Raw genomic sequence first — 18829 nt, forward strand, 5'->3', positions numbered from 1 at the left:
GTGCGGCGGGGCGGTGTTGAACGGCGGCGCGGACTGCGGCGGGCCGTACGGGCCGGGCTGCGGGTAGCCGCCCGGCTGCTGCGGCGCGCCGGCCTGCGGGTACCCGCCCGGAGCCGGGTAACCGCCGGGCTGGCCCGGAACCGGGCCGGGCTGCTGCGGCCAGCCGGGCTGCGCCTGGCCGTATACACCGGGCTGCGGCTTCGGCTTCGGTACGTAGTAGAGGGTGCGCCAGATCTTGAAGACGACGAACGCGGCGATCGCGAAGACGGCCAGCCAGGCGACCCGGGTGAGCAGGCCGAGGAAGGCGTCCAGCACCTCGCCGTCGGCGAGCCGGCCGACCATCCAGATCAGGAAGGTGAGCGCGCCGAACGCCGCGGAGACGGCGTACTCGACCAGCGCCACCTGGGTGATCAGCTTCGCCTTCGGCAGCACCGGGCGGACGTGGGTGGCCAGCAGCACGGCCAGCACCGGCAGGACGGTCGACTCCAGGCCGACGAAGGCGAAGAAGGTGCTCCCGGCCCGGCCGCTGAACGTGCTGTAGTCGTCGACCGGCACCAGCAGGCGCAGCAGGCCGACGAAGAGCAGCACGGCGTTCGCGCCGAGCAGGACGAGCGCGGCCAGTTCGCGCAACGGCTTGGTCAACTGGCTGGCCTGCGTGGTGTCGCCGGACGCGGGCTCGGCGGGGCTGGTCACGGACTCCCCCTGGGGATGAAAACGGACAGTTGCCGACGTGAGCGTAGTCTGCTTCCTACTGAATGCTCGTAGAGCGGTTCGGATGTTTCGCTCTCCGCGCGGCCAATGCCGGGCTGGAGTCCTGGACCGGCAGTCTGGTCCGATGGCGATCGACCCTGTCCTGCAGGATCTGCTTCACCGTTTGGTGCGGTGTGTGCAGGGCGATGTCGGGATCGCCAGCTCGCTGCAGGATGTTGATCGCGGCGTTCACGTCGGCCTGCCACACCACCCCGCACGAGGTGCAGTGAAGCCGATCCCCGCTGCGTCGGCCGAGCCGGCCGCAGCGATGACAGGCTTGTGAGGTGTAGGCGGCGTTGACGTGCACGAGCGCAGAACCTCTGCGCTCCGACACGTTCACCAGCGCCTCGGCGGTGACCCCTTTCGTCCACGCGGCGAGGCGCCGATTGCTGTTTTTGCCGAGCGGATTACGGCCGGGGAAGCGTCTGGTGAGGTCTTCGGCTACCACGGCGGCGGCCTTGTCCACCACCCGGTGCACGGCGCTGAAGACCTCCGTACGCACCCTCGCTCGGTGCCGGGCGGCCTGCCGATCCCGCTTGACCGTCCCGAGGTTGTTGACCGTGATCCGACGCGCTTTCGCATGATCCCCGCGCAGGGCGGCGGTGTTCGCGATCGAGCGCAGCCTCGCCCGCCGACGGTTACGTTCCTTTGACCGGTCCGACTGCGCCGTCAACAAACTCACCCAGGCCGCAACCGTGGCGATCGCCGTCGGAGTCCGTAAGGGCTTCGGTGTAGCCCTTGTCCACACCGATTGTCCGGTCGCCGCACGGCCGCCGCGATGACCGCATTCGTGACGCGTCGATCTGGTAGTGCACCTCGACTCGGCCTGCGCGAAGGATCAGCCGCAGCGTGCCCCTCGGGGCCACGGTCGTAGACAGCGGGATCTTGACCATCTGGCGGCGTTGCAGACCGGGAACCGCCAGCCACAACCGGCCTCGCCCATCGACGGCGGCGTTGTACGCGTCGGCGCGCATCACGATCTGATCGTGCGTGTGGTTGCGGCCCCGCCTCCAGTGTTTGCGCATCTGCCGAGACAGGAACGGGTCGCCAGCCCATTGGTCTGTCTTCAACGCTTTGAGCAACCGCTTGCGCTCCACCGGATCGTTGGTGCACCGATGAATCGCCCGCCGGACCTCGACCTTCGCCGACGCCAGGTTCGCTGCGATGTCGGCCACGGCGTCGCGGACGGTCTCCTTCCAGGAATTCGCCAGCACACTGAACCGCACATGTGTGCCGTCGGCCAACCAGCCGTCCCGCACCTGCCGGTCCGTCAGCCCGGATCCGACCCCGGCGATCGAGCCGTACCGTTGCCAGACCTCACTACGCACCCGGCCCAACCGACGCGCCTGCTCCCGCAACGCGGCGTACTTGCCGGCGTTCAAGCCGCTCGAGTAAGCGATGCGGGTGACCTTCACGGGCGACCAACCGGGGTCAGATCCGCCCTGTCGAGTTTCGCTTCCATAGCTCGGAGCCTGTCCAGCCGGCACGAGAAGGCACTCACGACCGCCAACAAACCCTTCATCAGTTCCAACCGCGAGGACAGCGCCAATCACTCGCCAAACTCACCGATCCGCAGACGCGACGTACGACAAGCAACCATAGATAGAGGCAAGGGGAAAATCGACGGCTAGACGTATCTTTCCGGCGTCGTGTCCCGGCTGATGACGAATATCTGGGACCCCCTGATGCTTGACATGATCGATGGCTACCCTGCCGAGGATGCGCTACCGGCACGGACGAGAAATCGTTAGACGCGAATGCATCCGGACGGTCGTATCGGTGTCGTCCCCCCAGTGCGGCCGAGTGTTTTCCAACGACGAGCATGGCCTGCTGCGCTGGCTAGACCGCGGATCGGCCACCATGCATCGCGCTGCTTTGGACGGCACGACGACCGGCACCCGCCCGTGGCGGGATGAGTTGACTACGCCGACCCTGCTTCAGCCTGGCTTCTGGCAGCCATACCGAACCCTGATGTTGATGTCGCAGGGCACTGCCCACTCCATGTGGTGGTCACGGGCCGGCAGCGTGCTCGTCGTCCCTGACCGCAATTGGTCATGGAAGGACGCAGACGAGTTCGCCGACCAGACCGCCGACCCCCGCTTCGGGAATGCAGCCGACGCTGCGAAGATCCGCGCAGAGGGTGAAGCCCTCCTTGCCTGCGCCGAAAGCGGAAACCTTCCATCCGATGGCGCGTGGTGCGACTTCCGGCCGGGCTCGGCCTGGTCACCGGCCTCTGCCCTACTGGTGGGATACGCCCAGCCACGGCGTCATCGTTTCGGACTCCACCGGCACCGTCGGGGGGACCGGTAAATCCTTCACCGCCACTTCCGGAGGTGACGGGTAAGCCACCAACCGCCAATCTGCCCTGAGACCCGATTGTCAAGGATGCGGTGGGGATGGTTATCACAGCTTCCCGGCCACGGCTGATCGACGGCGGCGCGTGCGCAAGGATGGACGCCATGCGCATCGTGGTTCTGACCGGCGGCATCGGGGGCGCCCGGTTCCTGCTCGGGGTCCGGGCGTACGCCCGGGAGATGGGTGCCGAGGTGACCGCCGTGGTCAACGTCGGCGACGATCTGCTGCTGCACGGGCTGAAGGTCTGCCCCGACCTGGACAGTGTGATGTACACGCTGGGCGGGGGCGCCGACCCGGAGCGGGGCTGGGGCCGGGTGGGCGAGACCTGGACGGTCAAGTCCGAGCTGGCCGCGTACGGCGCCGAGCCGGCCTGGTTCGGGCTGGGCGACAAGGACCTCGCCACCCATCTGGTGCGCACCACCATGCTCAACGCCGGCTACCCGCTGTCCCAGGTCACCGAGGCGCTGGCCACCCGCTGGCAGCCCGGCGTACGCCTGCTGCCGGCCACCGACGACCGGCTGGAGACGCACGTCGTGGTTGATTCGGACGGCGGCCAGCGGGCGATCCACTTCCAGGAGTGGTGGGTGCGCCACCGGGCGGACCTCCCGACGCACCGGTTCGTCTTCGTCGGCGCGGAGACGGCCAAGCCGGCGCCCGGGGTGCTGGAGGCGATCCGCGCCGCCGACGTGGTGCTCGTGGCGCCCAGCAACCCGGTGGTGAGCATCGCCCCGATCCTGGCCGTGCCGGGGCTGCGCGACGCGGTCGCCGATGGTCCGGCCCCGGTCATCGGGGTGTCCCCGATCATCGGCGGCGCGCCGGTCCGCGGCATGGCCGACCGCTGCCTGTCCGTGCTCCGCGTCGAGTGCAGCGCGGCCGGGGTGGGCGGCCTCTACGGCGGCCGGCCGGCCGGCGGCCTGCTCGACGGCTGGCTGGTCGCGCCCGAGGACGCGGGCACCACAGTGCCGGAGGTGACCGTGCGCCCGGCGCCGCTGCGGATGACCGACGAGGCGGCGACGGTGGCGATCGTCCGGGCCGCGTTGGAGCTGATGTGAGGCTGGAGATCCTGCCGGTGCTCGGCATCGGCGACGTGACCGAGGGCGACGACCTGGCGGCGCTGATCGCCACCGCCGCGCCCTGGCTGCGCGACGGCGACGTGCTGGTGGTGACCAGCAAGATCGTGTCGAAGGCGGAGGGCCGGCTGGTCGACGTGCCGGCCGACGGCCCCGACCGGCTCGCCGCCCGGGACGAGGTGCTGGCCGGGGAGACCGCCCGGGTGGTGGCCACCCGCGGCGCGACCCGGATCGTGCAGACCCACCACGGGTTCGTGATGGCCTCCGCCGGCATCGACGCGTCCAACGTGGACAAGACCCGGCTGGTGCTGCTGCCCGAGGACCCGGACGCCTCCGCCCGCGCGCTGCGGGCCGCGCTGCGCGAGCGGTACGACCTCGATGTCGCGGTCATCGTCAGCGACACCATGGGCCGACCGTGGCGCAACGGGCTCACCGACGTGGCGCTCGGGGTGGCCGGCATGCCGGCGATCCGCGACCACCGGGGCGAGATCGACCCCTACGGCAACGAACTCCAGCTCACCCAGATGGCCGTGGTGGACGAGCTGGCCGGGGCCGGCGAGCTGATCAAGGGCAAGTGCGACCAGGTGCCGGTCGCGGTGATCCGGGGCTACCTGGGCGGGACCCGGGACGACGACACGGGCGCCCGGGCGCTGGTCCGCGACGCGTCGCTGGACCTCTTCTCCCTCGGCACCGCCGAGGCGCACGCCGCCGGGCTGCGCGCGGCGGCCACCCTGGCCGACGGCCCCGGCCCGGCCCCTGCCGACTTGGCCGCCGTCGACCGGGCGATCGCCGCCGTCGCCGAGGTGGTCGCGTCCGGCACCGTCTTCACCCACGTCACCGACCAGGAGGTACGCGCCGGACTGGTCGCCACCGTGCCCGGCTGGCCCGCGTCGGCCACCGGCCTGGTGCTCGGCACGCCACCGGCCCCGGTGGACCCGGCGGATCTGGTCCGGTTCGGCGCCGACCTGCAACGGCTGCGCACCGCGCTGGCCGCCGAGGGCGTCCCGTCGGCCCTGCTCCCCCCGCCACCCGGAAGCACCGCCAGCGCGGCCCTCGCCGTCTGACCCGTTTCGCGCCTCGCGTGGCGTCGCCCGGGTCAGGCGTCGAGGACGGCGCGGCCCAGAGGGGTCAGGGTGTGCAGGACGGTGTTGCGGTCGCGGTGGCTGACCAGCAGACCGGCGTTGCGCAGCACGGTGGTGTGCTGGCTGGCCGCGGCGGCGGAGATGCGCAGCCGGCGGGCGACCTCGCCGGTGGTGCAGCCCTCGTCGGCGGCCTCCAGCACGCTCGCCCGGGTCCGGCCGAGCAGGGCGGCCAGCGCCTCCCGCTGCGCGGCGTCGGCGTCCCGGCCGGCGCCGCTGCCCGCCTCGCCCAGGAGGCCGCCGAGCCGGTCGACGGGGTAGACCAGCACCGGCGGCAGGCTCGGGTCGAGCAGCGCGACCGGGGTGCGCGCGCAGAAGAACGAGGGAACCAGCAGCAGCCCCCGGCCGTCGAGGTGCAGTTCCCGGCTGTCCGGGTAGTCGAGGACCTCCAGCACCCCGTCGTCCCAGCGCATGCTCGGGCGGAGGCTGGCCAGCAGCCCTTCGGTGCCGCCGTCGAGCATGGCCCGGGCGCGGCGGGCCCGGTCCGCCTCCACGGCGGCCTGGATGCGTGACCAGTACGGGGTTACGGCCAGCGACTGGTAGCGGACCATCGAGTCGGTCAGGTGGCGCAGCACCTCGGGCTCGCCACGGGCCAGCACGCTCGCCGACGACGGCAGCGTGTTCTCCTCGGCCAGCAGCGTGAGGTCCCGGCGGAGCAGGCCGGCCGGGGTGCCCCGGACCGCTTCCAGCCCGGCCTCCAGGCCGTCCCTGCTGGCGTACGGGGTGAGGAAGTCGGGGAAGTAACCGCGCGGGGGATTGAGGGCCAGCAGCAGCCGGTAGCGTTCGGCCGCGCTGTCCGTCCGCAGCCCGCGGGCCACGGTGCGTCGCCACTCGGTCAGCAGCGGGTCACGCCCGCGCCCCTGGAGCAGGTGCAGGCTGAGGACCAGTTCCCAGACCGGGTCCGCGGCGGGGGCCACCCTGGTCCGCAGGATGTCCTCGCGGGAGAAAACGACCTTCAGCATGGACTCTCCCGGGCGGACCGAGGGAGTGCCCGCCACCTTGAGCACTGTACCCGCCGGCACTTATCTCCATTTTTAAGCGTGGGATGAAAAACCTCGACGGTGCGCGGCCGGGTTGGGCAGACTTCCCTTGCCCGCCGTTGCCGGGGCACGGCAGCGCCGGCCCGGTCGACGGCCAGCGGGCGCGCCGGTCGGCCGGACGGCACCACGAGGGTCTGCGGCTCTTCTCCGTGGAGGTGTCGTCCGGCGACCGCTCAGCCGAGCCAGAGCGCCACCCGGTGGTCCTCGTCGGTGACGTAGTAGCAGCGCCCGTCCAGCTCGGCCAGCCCCTCCACGTGGTGGAACGGCGCCAGCTCGGCCACCACCTTCCCCGCCACCCGGGCGTCCGGACCGACGTCGTGCCGGAACCGGACGTGCCGCGAGGTGACCTCGCCGCCGTGCGGGTGGGCGTCCAGCAGCACCGAACCCTTGCCGACCGCGTCGATCGAGCCGATCACCGCCGCGTAGCCGCCGTCCGGTGTCGGGGCGATGGCCCGGAAGCCGGTCAGCGTGCCCGCCGGGGTCACCCCGGTCAGGGCGTACGCCCCGACGGCCCGCGGCCACCCCGGCTGGTCGTCGAACATGTCGGCCACCCCGGCCAGCTCGACCAGGATCGGCTCGCCCTCGGCGGTCACCGGGAAACGCAGCCCGAGCAGCACCGTCCCGGCCGGGGTGAAGGCCGCCGCCTCGACGTTGAGCGGCAGGTCGTCCTCGGCCAGCCGGCTCACCCAGCTCTTCGCCCGGGCGGTGCCCCGGGTCATGGTCTCCACGATGAACCGCTGCCGGACCCGCTTCCCCGGCGGCAGCGGGGTCAGCGGCGCGGCGGCGAGCGCGTCGTTGACCGCCCGGTGCAGCCGGAACCGGTTGCGCACCACGTGCAGCGGCAGCGTCCCGCGCGCGGCGTCGTCCTCCCGGAACCGGGCCACGAACGCCCGCCGGGGGCGCAGCGGGCCGGCCTTGGAGCCGAAGTGCGAGCCGAAGACGTACACCCAGCCGTCGTGGTGGGCGAGCGCCTCGCCGTCCTCGGTGCGGCCGTTCTCCCGGCCGGCGTCGGCGGCCACGTGATGCGCCACCCACTCGCCGTCCGCGCGCTCCAGCAGCAGGGCCAGGCACTGTTCCACCGGGCCCTCGTCGAGGACGGTCCAGAATCCCCGCCGGGCGCCGTGGGCGCGCAGCAGGGCCGCGGAGCGTACCGGCAGCAGGTCGCTGGCCTCGTTGCCGGCCACGACGAACTCGACGAGTCGCAGGGTCACCCGGCCAGGGTACGGAGGGCGCGCCCGTACAGTGGCGGGGTGCCGGAGACCGAGACGTACGCCCGCCTGCACGCCGACGCCACCGCGGTGCTGAGCCGCTGGACGGCGACCAGCCCGGCGGCCGCCGCCAACCGGGACCGGACGCTGGCGCTGCTCGCCGCCGGGCCGGTGGCGATGAGCCGGGCGCACCGGCCCGGGCACGTCACCGCGAGCGCCCTGGTGCTCGACCCGACCGGGGCCCGGGTGCTGCTCTGCCTGCACGGCAAGTTCCGCAAGTGGGTGCAGCTCGGCGGGCACTGCGAGCCCGGCGACCGGACCCTGGCGGCCGCCGCGCTGCGCGAGGCCACCGAGGAGTCCGGGATCGCCGGCCTGGTGGTCGACCCGGAGCCGATCGACGTGGACATCCACCCGGTGGCCTGCCAGGGCGGCTCGCTGCACTACGACATCCGGTTCGCCGTGCTCGCCCCGGCCGGGGCGACCGAGCGGGTCAGCGCCGAGTCCGAGGCGCTGGGCTGGTTCCCGCCGGACCGGCTGCCCGAGCCGCTGGCCGACGGGACCGTCCAACTGGTGGCCCCGGCGCTGGCGACGCTTGCCCGGCGGGCCGCCGGCTGACCCGGGGCACGGTCACACCAGCCCCTCCTCGCCGCGCTCCTTGAGCTCGTCGACCACCTTCTTCACGTCCTGCGCCCGGTCGCGCGGGCAGACCAGCAGGGCGTCCGGGGTGTCCACCACGATCAGGTCGTGGACGCCGATCGCGGCCACCAGCCGGCCGGACTGCGGCACCACCACCAGGTTGCTGGTGTCCCGCAGCAGCACGCCCGGCTTGGCGTCGGCGCCCAGCACCACGTTGCCGGCGGCGTCGGCGGGCAGCACCTCGCCGAGGGTGTGGAAGTCGCCCACGTCGTTCCAGCCGAAGTCGCCGGGAACGGTCGCCACCCGGCCGGCGGTCGCCGCGCCCTCCATCACCGCGTAGTCGACGGAGATCTTCGGCAGGGTCGGCCAGACCGTGCCGAGGACGTCGTCCTGCTCGGGGGTGCCCCACGCCGCCGCGATCGCGGTGATCCCCGCGTGCAGGGCCGGCTGCTGCCGGGCCAGTTCGGCCAGGAAGACGTCCACCCGCCAGACGAACATGCTGGCGTTCCAGAGGTGCCGGCCGGAGCGGACGTAGCCCTCCGCCACCTCGGCGGCCGGCTTCTCCTTGAACTCGATCACCGGGCGCAGCGGGCTGTCGCCCACCGGCTCGCCGGTCTCCAGGTAGCCGTAGCCGGTCTCCGGGCGGGTCGGGGTGATGCCCACGGTCATCAGGGAACCCTGCTCGGCGCCGCGGATGGCCTGCCGGACCACCTCGGCCCAGCGTGCCGGGTCACCGATGAGGTGGTCGGCGGCGAACGACCCCATCACCGCCTCCGGGTCGCGTTCGGCGATCACCGCGGCGGCCAGCGCGATCGCCGCGCAGGAGTCCCGCGGCGAGGGCTCCACCAGGATGTTCTCCTCCGGCACGCCCGCCAGTTGCCGGGCCACCGCCGCGACGTGCGCGGCCCCGGTGACCACCAGCGTGCGCTCAGGGCTGGTCAACGGCGACAGCCGGTCGACCGTCGCCTGGAGCAGCGAGGCCGGGGTGCCGGTCAGCGGGTGGAGGAACTTGGGGTGGCCGGCACGGGACAGCGGCCACAACCTCGTGCCGCTGCCACCCGCCGGGATGACGGCGTAGAACATCAGCACATCATGCCCGAACCGCCCTGCTACGGGACCGGGGTCGGGCGTACCCGCAGGTGACACTCAGGAACGCGCGCGGCTCCACGCGGCGATGTGCACCTCGGCGCTGGACTCCCAGGTGAACTCCTTGGCCCGGTCGAAGCCGGCCTTGGCCAGGGAGAGCCGGCGCTGCTCGTCGTCGAGCAGGGCGGTCAGGTCGGTGGCGATCTGCTCCGGGTCCTCGCTGGTGTACGCCACGGCGTCGCCGCCCACCTCGGGCAGGGAGAGCCGCGGGGTGGTGAGCACCGGCGCCGCGCACGCCATCGCCTCCAGGATGGGCAGGCCGAAGCCCTCGCCGTAGGACGGGTAGGCGGCGACCAGCGCGCCACCGAGGAAGCCGGGCAGGTCGGCGTAGCGCAGGTAGCCCGGGCGGAGCAGCCGCAGGTGCGACGGCACCTCGGCCACCGCGCGGTCGATGTCGTCGTCGTGCCCCTGACCGCCGGCGATGACCAGCGCGGGCGGGTTCTCCCGGTCGGCCACCGCGCGGGCCCAGCCGCGGATCAGGTTGGGTACGTTCTTGCGCGGCTCCTTGGCGCCGAGGAACGCCACGTAGCTGCTGCTGCCGAGCCCGAGGCGGGCCCGGACGCGCGCCTTCTCCTCCTCGCTCGGGGCATGGAAGGCGGCCTGGTCGACCCCGTGGTAGGCCACGTCGATCCGGGTCGGGTCGGCGTCCAGCAGCCGGATCAGCTCGTCGCGGGTGGCCTTGCTCGGCACGATCACCCGGTTGGCGCGGCGCAGCGAGGTCTTGATCGCGCTGCGGAAGAAGGTGCGGCGCGACTTGTCGTAGTGCTCCGGCTCCGTGAAGAAGGTCGCGTCGTGCACGGTGACCGTGACCGGGCAGCCGGCTCGCAGCGGGCAGGTGTAGAAGGGCGAGTGCAGCACCTCGGCGCCGACCTGCTGGGCCAGCAGCGGCAGGCCGGTCTGCTCCCAGGCGAGCCGGGCGGGCCGGTGCGCGACAGCCGCCGGGGCGGGGATCACCTCGGCGCCGGGCAGCATCCGGGTGTAGCGCTCCAGGTCGGTGCGGAGGCTCACCACGGCCAGGTCGACGCCGGAGCCGCAGACCCGGCCGAGGGCACCGAGCAGGCCGTCGACGTATCTACCGACGCCGCCGCGATCGGCGGGGACACTCGTGGCGTCGATGAGCACGCGGGGCGGGCGACCGGCGGTCACGGGGCGACTCCTCAGGCTGGCGTGTCTGTGGGGAACAACACTGTCGGCAAGCCTACGCCGGGCCGGCTGCCCGACGCTGACTGCGACCCGACGGTACGCCGACTTGTCGTTGTCATCGAGTACGCGCCCCGGGCGCGTATCGTTCGCGCCGATGGCCGACAACATTGCCCGGGTGTTCGCCGACGCGACCGCGTCCGACCCCGCCCGCCCGCTGCTGACCTGGTACGACGACGCCACCGGGGAGCGCACCGAACTGTCCGGCGCGACGCTGGCGAACTGGGTGGCCAAGACGGCCAACCTGCTCGTCGACGAGGTCGCGCTCGCCCCCGGCGACACGGCCGCGGTGCTGCTGCCGCCGCACTGGCAGACCGCCGCCGTGCTGCTCGGCTGCTGGTCGGCGAAGCTGACCGTGGCCGAGACCCGGGGCGACGTGGACGTGCTCTTCGCCGCCGCCGACCGGCTCGACGAGGCGGGCGCCTGGTCGGCCGGCGAGCGGTACGCGCTGGCCCTCGACCCGTTCGCGCTGCCGATGCGGGAGGTGCCGGCCGGCTTCGCCGACTTCGTGTCGGCGGTACGCGGTCACGGCGACCACCACACCCCGTACCCGGGAGGTGGTGCGGGGGACGCGGCGCTGCTGGCCCGCGCGGAGGCCCGGGCCGCGGAGCTGTGCCTCACCCCCGGCGACCGGCTGCTGGTCGACGTGACGCGGCACCCCGACCCGGTCGACTGGCTGCTGGCCCCCCTCACGGCGGGCGCCACCCTGGTCGCCTGCGCCAACCTGGACCCGGCGCGCCTGGACTCCCGCACGGCCACGGAAAAGGTCACCCGGGCCCTCGCCTGACCTCGGGGTCAGGCGCGGGTGGGGTGGTCGGAACCGGCACGGCGCTGCGCGAAGGCGGCGAACGCGGTCAGCGACTCCGGGTTGGCCAGGGCGCCCTTGGCCGCGGCGTTGTCCACCGGGGTGCCGGTGAGGATCTTCTTCACCGGGACCTCCAGCTTCTTCGCGCTCAGGGTGCGCGGGACGGCCCGGACCTGGTGGATCTCGTCGGGGACGTGCCGCGGCGACAGCGCGGTACGCAGCTCCCGGCAGATCTTCCTCCGCAGCTCGTCGTCCAGCTCCAGGCCCTCGGCGAGCACCACGAAGAGGAGCAGCTCGCCGGCCCCGCCCTCGTCGTCCTCCAGGTGCACCACGACCGAGTCGACCACCTCGTCCAGCCCCTCGACCACCGAGTAGAACTCGGCCGTGCCGAGCCGGACGCCGCCCCGGTTGAGGGTGGCGTCGGAGCGGCCGGTGATCACGCAGCCGCCGCGCTCGTTGATGGTGATCCAGTCGCCGTGCCGCCAGACCCCCGGATAGACCTCGAAGTACGCCTCGCGGTAGCGGGAGCCGTCGGTGTCGTTCCAGAAGCCGACCGGCATGCTCGGCATCGGCTCGGTGATCACCAGCTCGCCGAGCTGGCCGATCACCGGGGTGCCGTCCGCCGAGCGGGCCTCCACCTTCGCGCCGAGTGCCCGGCAGGTGATCTCTCCGGCGTGCACCGGCAGCAGCGGCACGCCGCCGACGAAGCCGGTGCAGACGTCCGTGCCGCCGGAGAGCGACTGGAGCTGGAGGCGGTCGCCGACGTTCTCGTAGACCCAGGTGAAGCCCTCGACGGGCAGCGGGGCGCCGGTCGAGCCCACCCCGCGCAGCGCGGACAGGTCGGCGCTCTCCTTCGGGACCAGCCCGGCCTTGCGGCAGGCCAGCAGGAACGGCGCCGACGTGCCGAAGTAGCTGGTGCCGGTCTCCGCCGCCAGCCGCCAGAGCGCGCCCAGGTCGGGGTGGCCCGGGTTGCCGTCGAAGAGCACGATGGCCGCGCCCGCCGCCGGCCCGGAGACCAGGAAGTTCCACATCATCCAGCCGGTGGTGGTGAACCAGAAGAACCGGTCGGCCGGGCCCAGGTCGTGGTGCAGGGCCAGCATCTTCAGGTGCTCCAGCAGGATGCCGCCGTGGCCGTGCACGATCGGCTTGGGCAGGCCGGTGGTCCCGGAGGAGTAGAGCACGTAGAGCGGGTGGTCGAAGGGCACCGGGGTGAAGGTCAGCGGCTCGTCGGTCTCCGCCGCCAGCTCCGACCACGAAAGCGCACCCTCGGGGGGCGCGCCGGCCGGGTCGAGGTACGCGATGCCGACGGTGTGCCGCAGCGACGGCAGGGCGGCCCGGATGGCGGCCACCTCGGCGCGCCGGTCGACCGGCTTGTCGCCGTAGCGGTAGCCGTCGACCGCCACCAGCACCGTGGGCTCGATCTGCTGCCAGCGGTCGGTGACGCTGCGGGTGCCGAACTCGGGCGCGCAGGAGGAGAAGATCGCGCCGAGGCTCGCGGTGGCGAGCAGCAGGACGTAGGTCTCCGGGATGTTCGGCGCGTACGCCGCCACCCGGTCGCCCTTCCCCACGCCGAGCCGGCGCAGGCCGGCCGCCACCCGGCGGACCCGCTCGCGCAACTGCGCGGCGGTCAGCGTCTCCGGCGCGCGGGTCTGCCCGTGCGCGATCACCACCGGGTCGTCGTCGCCCCGGCCCGGCATCCGCAGCACGTTCTCGGCATAGTTGAGGGTGGCGCCGGGGAACCAGCGGGCGCCCGGCATGGTCGGGTCGGTGAGCGTGGCGGTCGGCGGGGTGTGCGCCACCACCTCGAAGTAGTCCCAGATCGACCGCCAGAAGGCGGGCAGGTCGGTCACCGACCACTGCCACAGCGCGTCGTAGTCGGCGAACTCCAGCCCCCGGTGCTCGGCCAGCCAGCGCAGGTAGTCACCGATCCGGGACCGCTCACGCACGTCGGCCGGCGGCGTCCACAGCACGTCACCCACTGTTCCACCCTCCCTGAGGCCCCGGCACGACACTGTGCATGGGCCGTGGCGCCATCTTGCCCTACCTCGCGACGCCATTCTCCGCACCGGGTGCCGGTGACGGGGCGTGGCCGGCCCACACGCCCGGGCCGCGGGGTGTGTGGGCCGACTCCGGTCAGCCGGCCCGGTGGGCCTGGATGGCCCGGCGGCGGGCCAGCCGGTGGGCCCGGCGGATCTCCGCCTCCCGGTAGCGCCGCTCGTCCTCCGGCGTCTCCGGCAGCACCGGCCGGACCGGGCGCGGCGCGCCGCCCACGTCCACCCCCACGAAGACCAGGTACGCCGTGGCGACCCGGACGGGTTCGTCCTCGGCCGAGTCCCAGCGCTCGGCGACCACCTTCACCCCGACCTCCATCGAGGTGTTGCCGGTCCAGTTGACCTGGGCGTGCGCGTGCACCAGGTCGCCCACGCGGACCGGTTCGGAGAAGACGATCTCGTCGATCGAGGCGGTCACCGCGGTGCCCCCGCTGTGCCGGGCCGCCGCCGCACCGGCCACGTCGTCGACGAACTTCATCAGTACCCCACCGTGCACGGTCCCGTACAGATTGACATCGACAGCGGTCATGATGCGACTCAGCGTGACGCGCGAGTACGAGGTCGGCTTGCCCTGCGGGGCGGAGGGGTGATCTGTCATGCCGAAAACGGTACGGTGCGCGGATGCGACATCTCTGGAGCTTCCTCGCCGGGTTGGTGGTGGCGCCCGTCACCTGGGTGCTCGTCACGCTCGGTCAGGACGGATCTGAGCGCACCGTGCACCGCTGGGTGGAGATCGGTACGTACAGCACGCCCAACCTGATCGAGCCGGCCGTCTACCTGGGCGTCGCCGGCATCCTGCTCGGCCTGCTCGGCACGCTGCGCTTCTCGCCACTCGGCCCGGCCGTGGCCGGGCTGCTGCTCGCGGTCCCGTACCTCGGGCTGTTCGTCGCGCCCTTCGGCGTCCGGAACCGGATCCCCGAGGACTGGAAGTTGCTCGGGGACCCGCTGCCGCTACGCCAGCCGCTGGAGAACGGCACGCTGTTCCTGATCGGCGTGCTGCTGTTGATGGCCGTGTTCAGCGGCCAGCGCTGGCGGCAGCGGCCGGTCGGGGCGGCGGCCGAGGCGGAGCTGACCCCGGCCGACAAGCCCATCGAGCACAACCCCTCGCTCGGCGACTGGCCCCCGGCGGGCCCGAAGAAGGAGGGCGATCCGGCCCCGCTCACGCTGGCCTATCCCGACACCCCCACCGAACCCCTGCCCCGCCGCTCCGGCGGCGAGTCGCCGTGGTCCGCGCCCCCGCGCGCGACCACCCGGCCGGAGGGCACCACCGAGATCCGTTGACGACCGCGGGCGGGCCGGTCACCCGGCCCGCCCGCCCGATCATCGCCCCCGGAGGGTCAGCCCTTGAGCAGCTGGCGCGCCATGACGATGCGCTGCACCTGGTTGGTGCCCTCGTAGATCTGGGTGATCTTGGCGTCCCGCATCATCCGCTCGACCGGGTAGTCCCGGGTGTAGCCGTAGCCGCCGAGCAGCTGCACCGCGTCGGTGGTGATCTCCATGGCGGCGTCCGACGCGAAGCACTTGGCCGCCGCGCCGAAGTAGGTCAGGTCCGTGTCGCCCCGCTCGGACTTGCCGGCGGCGGTGTAGGTGAGCTGGCGGGCCGCCTCCAGCTTCATGCCCATGTCGGCCACCATGAACTGGATGCCCTGGAAATCGGCGACCGCCTTGCCGAACTGCTTGCGCTCCTGGATGTAGCCCTTGGCGTAGTCCAGCGCGCCCTGCGCGATGCCGACCGCCTGCGCGGCGATGGTGACCCGGGTGTGGTCCAGGGTCCGCATCGCGGTGGCGAAGCCGGTGCCCTCGGCGCCGATCATGCGGTCCGCCGGGATCCGGACGTTGTCGAAGTAGACCTCGCGGGTCGGCGAGCCCTTGATGCCGAGCTTCTTCTCCGGCGCGCCGAAGCTCACCCCGGCGTCGGACTTCTCCACCACGAAGGCCGAGATGCCCTTCGAGCGGGCTGTGGGATCCGTCACAGCGAAGACCGTGTAGTACTCCGAGACGCCCGCGTTGGTGATCCACCGCTTCACGCCGTTGAGCACCCAGTGGTCGCCGTCCCGGACCGCCTTGGTGGTCATCGAGGCGGCGTCGCTGCCCGCCTCCGGCTCGGAGAGGCAGTAGGAGAACATCGCGTCGCCGGCCGCCACCGGGGTCAGGTACTTCCGCTTCAGCTCCTCGGAGCCGGCCAGGATCAGCGGCATGGTGCCCAGCTTGTTCACGGCCGGGATCAGCGAGGACGAGGCGCAGGCGCGGGCCACCTCCTCGATCACGATGGCCGTGGCCAGCGCGTCCGCGCCGGCGCCGCCGTACTCGACGGGGATGTGCGGTGCGTGGAAGTCGGCGGCCCGCAGCGCGTCGTAGGACGCCTTCGGGAACTCACCGGTCTCATCCGCCTCAGCGGCGTGCGGAGCAACCTTCGCCGCACAGACCTCCCGGACCGCCTCCCGGATCGCCTCGTGCTCCTCCGGCAACCGGTAGACGTCGAACGACTGTTCTGCGGGCATGTCGGCCCTCCCCTTTCGCCGCTATCATGCGCAGTCTGTGGTGCCCGGAGGCTGCCGACTGCCGCAGACTGAAGGATAGCCACCAGGGTTCGGCCGGACCTTACCGGCGGGTAGGCTCGCGCACGAGCGGGGGCGACAGGCCACAACTACCCTCACACACGACGACAGAATTCCCTCGGTGCCGGCCCTGGCGCCCCAGCCGAACGCGACGCGAGGAAGCGCCGCCAGTGCGAGCGGAGAAACAGGCGTGACGATCCCGTACCCGAACACCCAGCCGATGCCCGCCATCGCCGCGGTGACGCCGCCCTCGGGCGCGGCCCGACCCCGGGTTACCTTCCTGGGCACCGGCTACCTCGGCGCGACGTACGCCATCTGCTACGCCGAGCTCGGCTACGAGGTGCTCGGCTACGACGTGGACGCGGACAAGATCGCCAAGCTGAACGCCGGCGAGGTGCCGATCCACGAGCCCGGCCTGGACGAGCTGCTCCGGCGCAACCTGGCCGCCGGCCGGCTCCGGTTCAGCACCGACATCCAGGAGACCGCCGACTTCGGCGACGTGCACTTCATCTGCGTCGGCACCCCGCAGCGGGCCGACGGGATGGGCGCCGACCTGTCGTACGTCGAGGCGTCGGTGACCAGCCTCGCCCAGCACCTGAGCCGCAAGGCGCTGATCGTCGGCAAGTCCACCGTGCCGGTCGGCACCGCCGAGTGGGTGGAGCAGCTGGTCGGCAAGCACACCCCCGCCGACCTGGGCGTCGAGGTGGCCTGGAGCCCCGAGTTCCTCCAGGAGGGCTTCGCCGTCGACGACGTGCTGCGCCCGAACCGGATCGTGGTCGGGGTCAAGAGCGAGTGGGCCAACGGCATGCTCTACGCCGCCCACAAGGGCGTCTTCGACCTGGCCGCCACCGAGGACCGCGAGGTGCCGCTGGTGGTCACCGACTTCGCCACCGCGGAGCTGGTCAAGGTCGCCGCGAACGCCTTCCTGGCCACGAAGATCTCCTTCATCAACGCGATGGCCGAGGTCTGCGAAGCCGCCGGCGGCGACGTCACCCAGCTCGCCCGCTCGATCGGGTACGACCCCCGGATCGGCAACCGCTTCCTCCAGGCCGGCCTCGGCTTCGGCGGCGCCTGCCTGCCCAAGGACATCCGCGCCTTCCAGGCCCGCGCCCAGGAACTCGGCGCCGGCGAGGCGCTGCGCTTCCTGCACGAGGTGGACCTGATCAACCTGCGCCGGCGCACCCGGGTGGTCCAGCTCGCCGCCGACCTGCTCGGCCGCCGCTCCGGCCCGGCCGGCCCCGACCTCTCCGGCACCCGGATCGCCGTGCTCGGCGCCACCTTCAAGCCGAACACCGACGACGTCCGGGACGCCCCGGCCCTCGCCGTCGCGTCGCTGCTCGGCAAGGCCGGCGCCGACGTGCACGTGTTCGACCCGCAGGGCGTGGAGAACGCCCGCCGGGCGGTACCCGAGCTGAGCTACGAGGCCACCATGAACGACGCCGTCCGCGGCGCCGACCTGGTCTGCGTCCTCACCGAGTGGGCCGAGTTCCGCAACGCCGACCCGGTCGCCCTGGGCGAGCTGGCCAACGGCCGCAAGGTGGTCGACGGCCGCAACTGCCTGGACTCCACACTGTGGACGCAGGCCGGGTGGGAGTACCGCGGCATGGGCCGCCCCTGACCCCGTGAACCGTCGGCCGGCCGGCCGGGGACCCGATCCCCCGCCGGCCGGCTCTTTTTGTTGTCCGGAACGCGCCGGCAACTGTCGAAATCCGGGCCCGGTCAAGGCATGCTGCGACTGGGAGGTCCACCGCGCGGGGGCCGGCCGGACAGGAGAGTGTCGTGCAGAGCTTCAGGTGCGCCTCGTGCGGGCGGGAGATCAAGCCCGCCGTCGTCTGCCCACACTGCGGGGCGGACCAGCCACAGTGGGCCGAGCACCTGGCCGAGATCGAGCGCTCGATCGCCGAGATGAAGGCCCGCGACGCCGAGATCGCCCGCGAGCAGCGGCAGATCGCCGCCAAGATGCAGGCCGCCCTCTTCCAGCGGGACATCCTGGCGCACGCCGGTGAGGAACGGATCAAGCAGGCCACCCGGCCCCGCCGCGTGCTGCGCGGCCGGCCCGGCCGCCGCCCCCCGACCGCCACCACCGGCGCGCCGCCCCGGGTGCCCCGCCAGGGCACCCCGCCGGCCGGCCCGGAGGACCTGCCCCCGCCGCCCCGCAGCCGCCCACAGTGGCTCGACGTGGACGACCCGGAGCACCCGCCGGAGGCGTCCTCGCGGGAGGTGCAGAACATCCCCCTCGGGCTCGGCGCGCTGCTGCTCGGCGTCGCGGCGGTGGTCTTCGCCGCGGTCGCCACCAGCTCGATGGACGCGCTGGCCCGGCTCGGTGTGCTGCTGGTCGCCACGGTGCTGATGCTGCTCGCCCCGCCGGTGCTGGCCCGGCGCGGGCTCACCTCGACCGCCGAGACGATCGCCGCGGTGGGCCTGCTGCTGGTGCCGCTGGCCGGGTACGCGCTCTGGGCCGTCGACCGGATCGGCGGCGGCACCTCCGGCGCCGCCTTCTCCGGGTCGATCTTCCTGGTCACCACCGCTGTCGCCTTCGGGTACGCGTACTGGACCGGCCTGCGGGCGCCCCGCTTCGCCACCGTGCTGGCCGCCCAGCCGGTGCTGCCGCTGCTGGCGTACGAGCGGATCACCCGCCCCGCCCCGGCAGCGCGCCGCCGACGACCGGCCCGAGTCGGACCCGGAGGAGTCCGCCGAGGTGCTCGGCGCGGAGCCGCCCCCCGGCACGGAGCCGGTCCCGGCGGCGCGCCCGGTGCCGTGGCTGCGCGAGCTGACCTGGCTGCTGCACGGGGCGGCGGTCGCCGTCGCCCTGGCGTACGCGGTCACCGCCCTGCTGCGCGCCGCCACCGTGCCGGCCGCCGCCGGGGCGGG

16 protein-coding genes and 1 pseudogene are annotated in these 18829 nt (G+C 73.1%); 7 read left to right on the top strand and 10 right to left on the bottom strand.

The features are described 5' to 3' along the window. The 3 genes from B0E53_RS18305 to B0E53_RS38700 form a co-directional block, all read right to left on the bottom strand. The coding region (locus B0E53_RS18305; RefSeq protein ID WP_107077182.1) for a hypothetical protein at positions 1 to 693 on the bottom strand (693 nt) is incomplete at its 3' end. Positions 694 to 748: 55 nt separating this feature from the next. Continuing rightward, on the bottom strand, positions 749 to 1432 hold the full coding sequence (locus B0E53_RS38695) for a zinc ribbon domain-containing protein (RefSeq protein WP_210406126.1): 684 nt from the start codon (positions 1430 to 1432) through the stop codon (positions 749 to 751). Beyond that, on the bottom strand, positions 1389 to 2165 hold the full coding sequence (locus tag B0E53_RS38700) for a hypothetical protein (RefSeq protein ID WP_210406127.1): 777 nt from the start codon (positions 2163 to 2165) through the stop codon (positions 1389 to 1391). The genes B0E53_RS38695 and B0E53_RS38700 overlap by 44 nt, the downstream gene beginning before the upstream one ends. Positions 2166 to 3209: 1044 nt before the next feature. Between B0E53_RS38700 and cofD the strand changes: the two genes are divergently transcribed. Both cofD and B0E53_RS18320 read left to right on the top strand, forming a co-directional pair. Continuing rightward, positions 3210 to 4157 carry a 2-phospho-L-lactate transferase gene (gene cofD / locus B0E53_RS18315; RefSeq protein WP_107077183.1) on the top strand — a complete coding sequence of 316 codons (948 nt, stop codon included), beginning with the start codon at positions 3210 to 3212 and terminating at the stop codon, positions 4155 to 4157. After that, a complete protein-coding gene (locus tag B0E53_RS18320; protein WP_107077184.1) occupies positions 4154 to 5239 on the top strand; it encodes a coenzyme F420-0:L-glutamate ligase in 1086 nt (361 codons plus the stop codon). The genes cofD and B0E53_RS18320 overlap by 4 nt, the downstream gene beginning before the upstream one ends. A gap of 32 nt (positions 5240 to 5271) precedes the next feature. On the opposite strand, the gene B0E53_RS18325 is transcribed toward B0E53_RS18320, so the two are convergent. Further along, a complete protein-coding gene (locus B0E53_RS18325; protein ID WP_107077185.1) occupies positions 5272 to 6276 on the bottom strand; it encodes a winged helix-turn-helix domain-containing protein in 1005 nt (334 codons plus the stop codon). A gap of 251 nt (positions 6277 to 6527) precedes the next feature. After that, on the bottom strand, positions 6528 to 7565 hold the full coding sequence (locus B0E53_RS18330) for a hypothetical protein (RefSeq protein ID WP_107077186.1): 1038 nt from the start codon (positions 7563 to 7565) through the stop codon (positions 6528 to 6530). A gap of 39 nt (positions 7566 to 7604) precedes the next feature. Here B0E53_RS18330 and B0E53_RS18335 point away from each other — a divergent pair, with 39 nt between their 5' ends. Continuing rightward, a complete protein-coding gene (locus tag B0E53_RS18335) occupies positions 7605 to 8177 on the top strand; it encodes an NUDIX hydrolase (protein ID WP_107077187.1) in 573 nt (190 codons plus the stop codon). A gap of 12 nt (positions 8178 to 8189) precedes the next feature. Here the strand turns inward: B0E53_RS18335 and B0E53_RS18340 are convergent, their stop codons facing one another. After that, the gene (locus B0E53_RS18340) at positions 8190 to 9281 is read right to left on the bottom strand and encodes a sugar phosphate nucleotidyltransferase (RefSeq protein ID WP_107077188.1); all 1092 of its coding nucleotides are present in this window, start codon (positions 9279 to 9281) and stop codon (positions 8190 to 8192) included. 63 nt (positions 9282 to 9344) lie between these two features. Then, positions 9345 to 10490, bottom strand: a complete 1146-nt coding sequence (locus B0E53_RS18345; protein WP_107077189.1) for a glycosyltransferase family 1 protein — start codon at positions 10488 to 10490, stop codon at positions 9345 to 9347. A gap of 151 nt (positions 10491 to 10641) precedes the next feature. Here B0E53_RS18345 and B0E53_RS18350 point away from each other — a divergent pair, with 151 nt between their 5' ends. Beyond that, entirely contained in the window at positions 10642 to 11331 is a 690-nt protein-coding gene (locus B0E53_RS18350) for a TIGR03089 family protein (protein ID WP_107077190.1), read from the top strand. Positions 11332 to 11339: 8 nt separating this feature from the next. On the opposite strand, the gene B0E53_RS18355 is transcribed toward B0E53_RS18350, so the two are convergent. Further along, on the bottom strand, positions 11340 to 13328 hold the full coding sequence (locus B0E53_RS18355) for an acetoacetate--CoA ligase (RefSeq protein ID WP_107077191.1): 1989 nt from the start codon (positions 13326 to 13328) through the stop codon (positions 11340 to 11342). Between the two features lie 154 nt (positions 13329 to 13482). Next, positions 13483 to 13998 carry an acyl-CoA thioesterase gene (locus tag B0E53_RS18360; RefSeq protein WP_107077192.1) on the bottom strand — a complete coding sequence of 172 codons (516 nt, stop codon included), beginning with the start codon at positions 13996 to 13998 and terminating at the stop codon, positions 13483 to 13485. Between the two features lie 23 nt (positions 13999 to 14021). Between B0E53_RS18360 and B0E53_RS18365 the strand changes: the two genes are divergently transcribed. Continuing rightward, positions 14022 to 14681, top strand: a complete 660-nt coding sequence (locus tag B0E53_RS18365; protein WP_107077193.1) for a hypothetical protein — start codon at positions 14022 to 14024, stop codon at positions 14679 to 14681. 56 nt (positions 14682 to 14737) lie between these two features. Here B0E53_RS18365 and B0E53_RS18370 read toward each other — a convergent pair whose 3' ends face one another. After that, positions 14738 to 15901 (bottom strand): acyl-CoA dehydrogenase family protein, encoded by a 1164-nt coding sequence (locus B0E53_RS18370; protein WP_107077194.1) that lies wholly within the window; start codon positions 15899 to 15901, stop codon positions 14738 to 14740. A 247-nt stretch (positions 15902 to 16148) separates the two neighbouring features. Here B0E53_RS18370 and B0E53_RS18375 point away from each other — a divergent pair, with 247 nt between their 5' ends. Both B0E53_RS18375 and B0E53_RS18380 read left to right on the top strand, forming a co-directional pair. Further along, positions 16149 to 17576 (top strand): UDP-glucose/GDP-mannose dehydrogenase family protein, encoded by a 1428-nt coding sequence (locus B0E53_RS18375; RefSeq protein WP_107077195.1) that lies wholly within the window; start codon positions 16149 to 16151, stop codon positions 17574 to 17576. A gap of 161 nt (positions 17577 to 17737) precedes the next feature. Then, positions 17738 to 18829: pseudogene (locus tag B0E53_RS18380) on the top strand (permease); the annotation flags it as partial.

This window comes from Micromonospora sp. MH33 (assembly GCF_003013775.1).
GTDB lineage: Bacteria > Actinomycetota > Actinomycetes > Mycobacteriales > Micromonosporaceae > Micromonospora > Micromonospora fulviviridis.

Bases quoted from the DNA above. Each gene is read 5' to 3' on its own strand.
- B0E53_RS18360 (WP_107077192.1), bottom strand. From the start codon at position 13,998: ATGACAGATCACCCCTCCGCCCCGCAGGGCAAGCCGACCTCGTACTCG.
- B0E53_RS18350 (WP_107077190.1), top strand. From the start codon at position 10,642: ATGGCCGACAACATTGCCCGGGTGTTCGCCGACGCGACCGCGTCCGAC.
- B0E53_RS18370 (WP_107077194.1), bottom strand. From the start codon at position 15,901: ATGCCCGCAGAACAGTCGTTCGACGTCTACCGGTTGCCGGAGGAGCAC.
- B0E53_RS18340 (WP_107077188.1), bottom strand. From the start codon at position 9,281: ATGTTCTACGCCGTCATCCCGGCGGGTGGCAGCGGCACGAGGTTGTGG.
- B0E53_RS18325 (WP_107077185.1), bottom strand. From the start codon at position 6,276: ATGCTGAAGGTCGTTTTCTCCCGCGAGGACATCCTGCGGACCAGGGTG.
- B0E53_RS18365 (WP_107077193.1), top strand. From the start codon at position 14,022: ATGCGACATCTCTGGAGCTTCCTCGCCGGGTTGGTGGTGGCGCCCGTC.
- cofD (WP_107077183.1), top strand. From the start codon at position 3,210: ATGCGCATCGTGGTTCTGACCGGCGGCATCGGGGGCGCCCGGTTCCTG.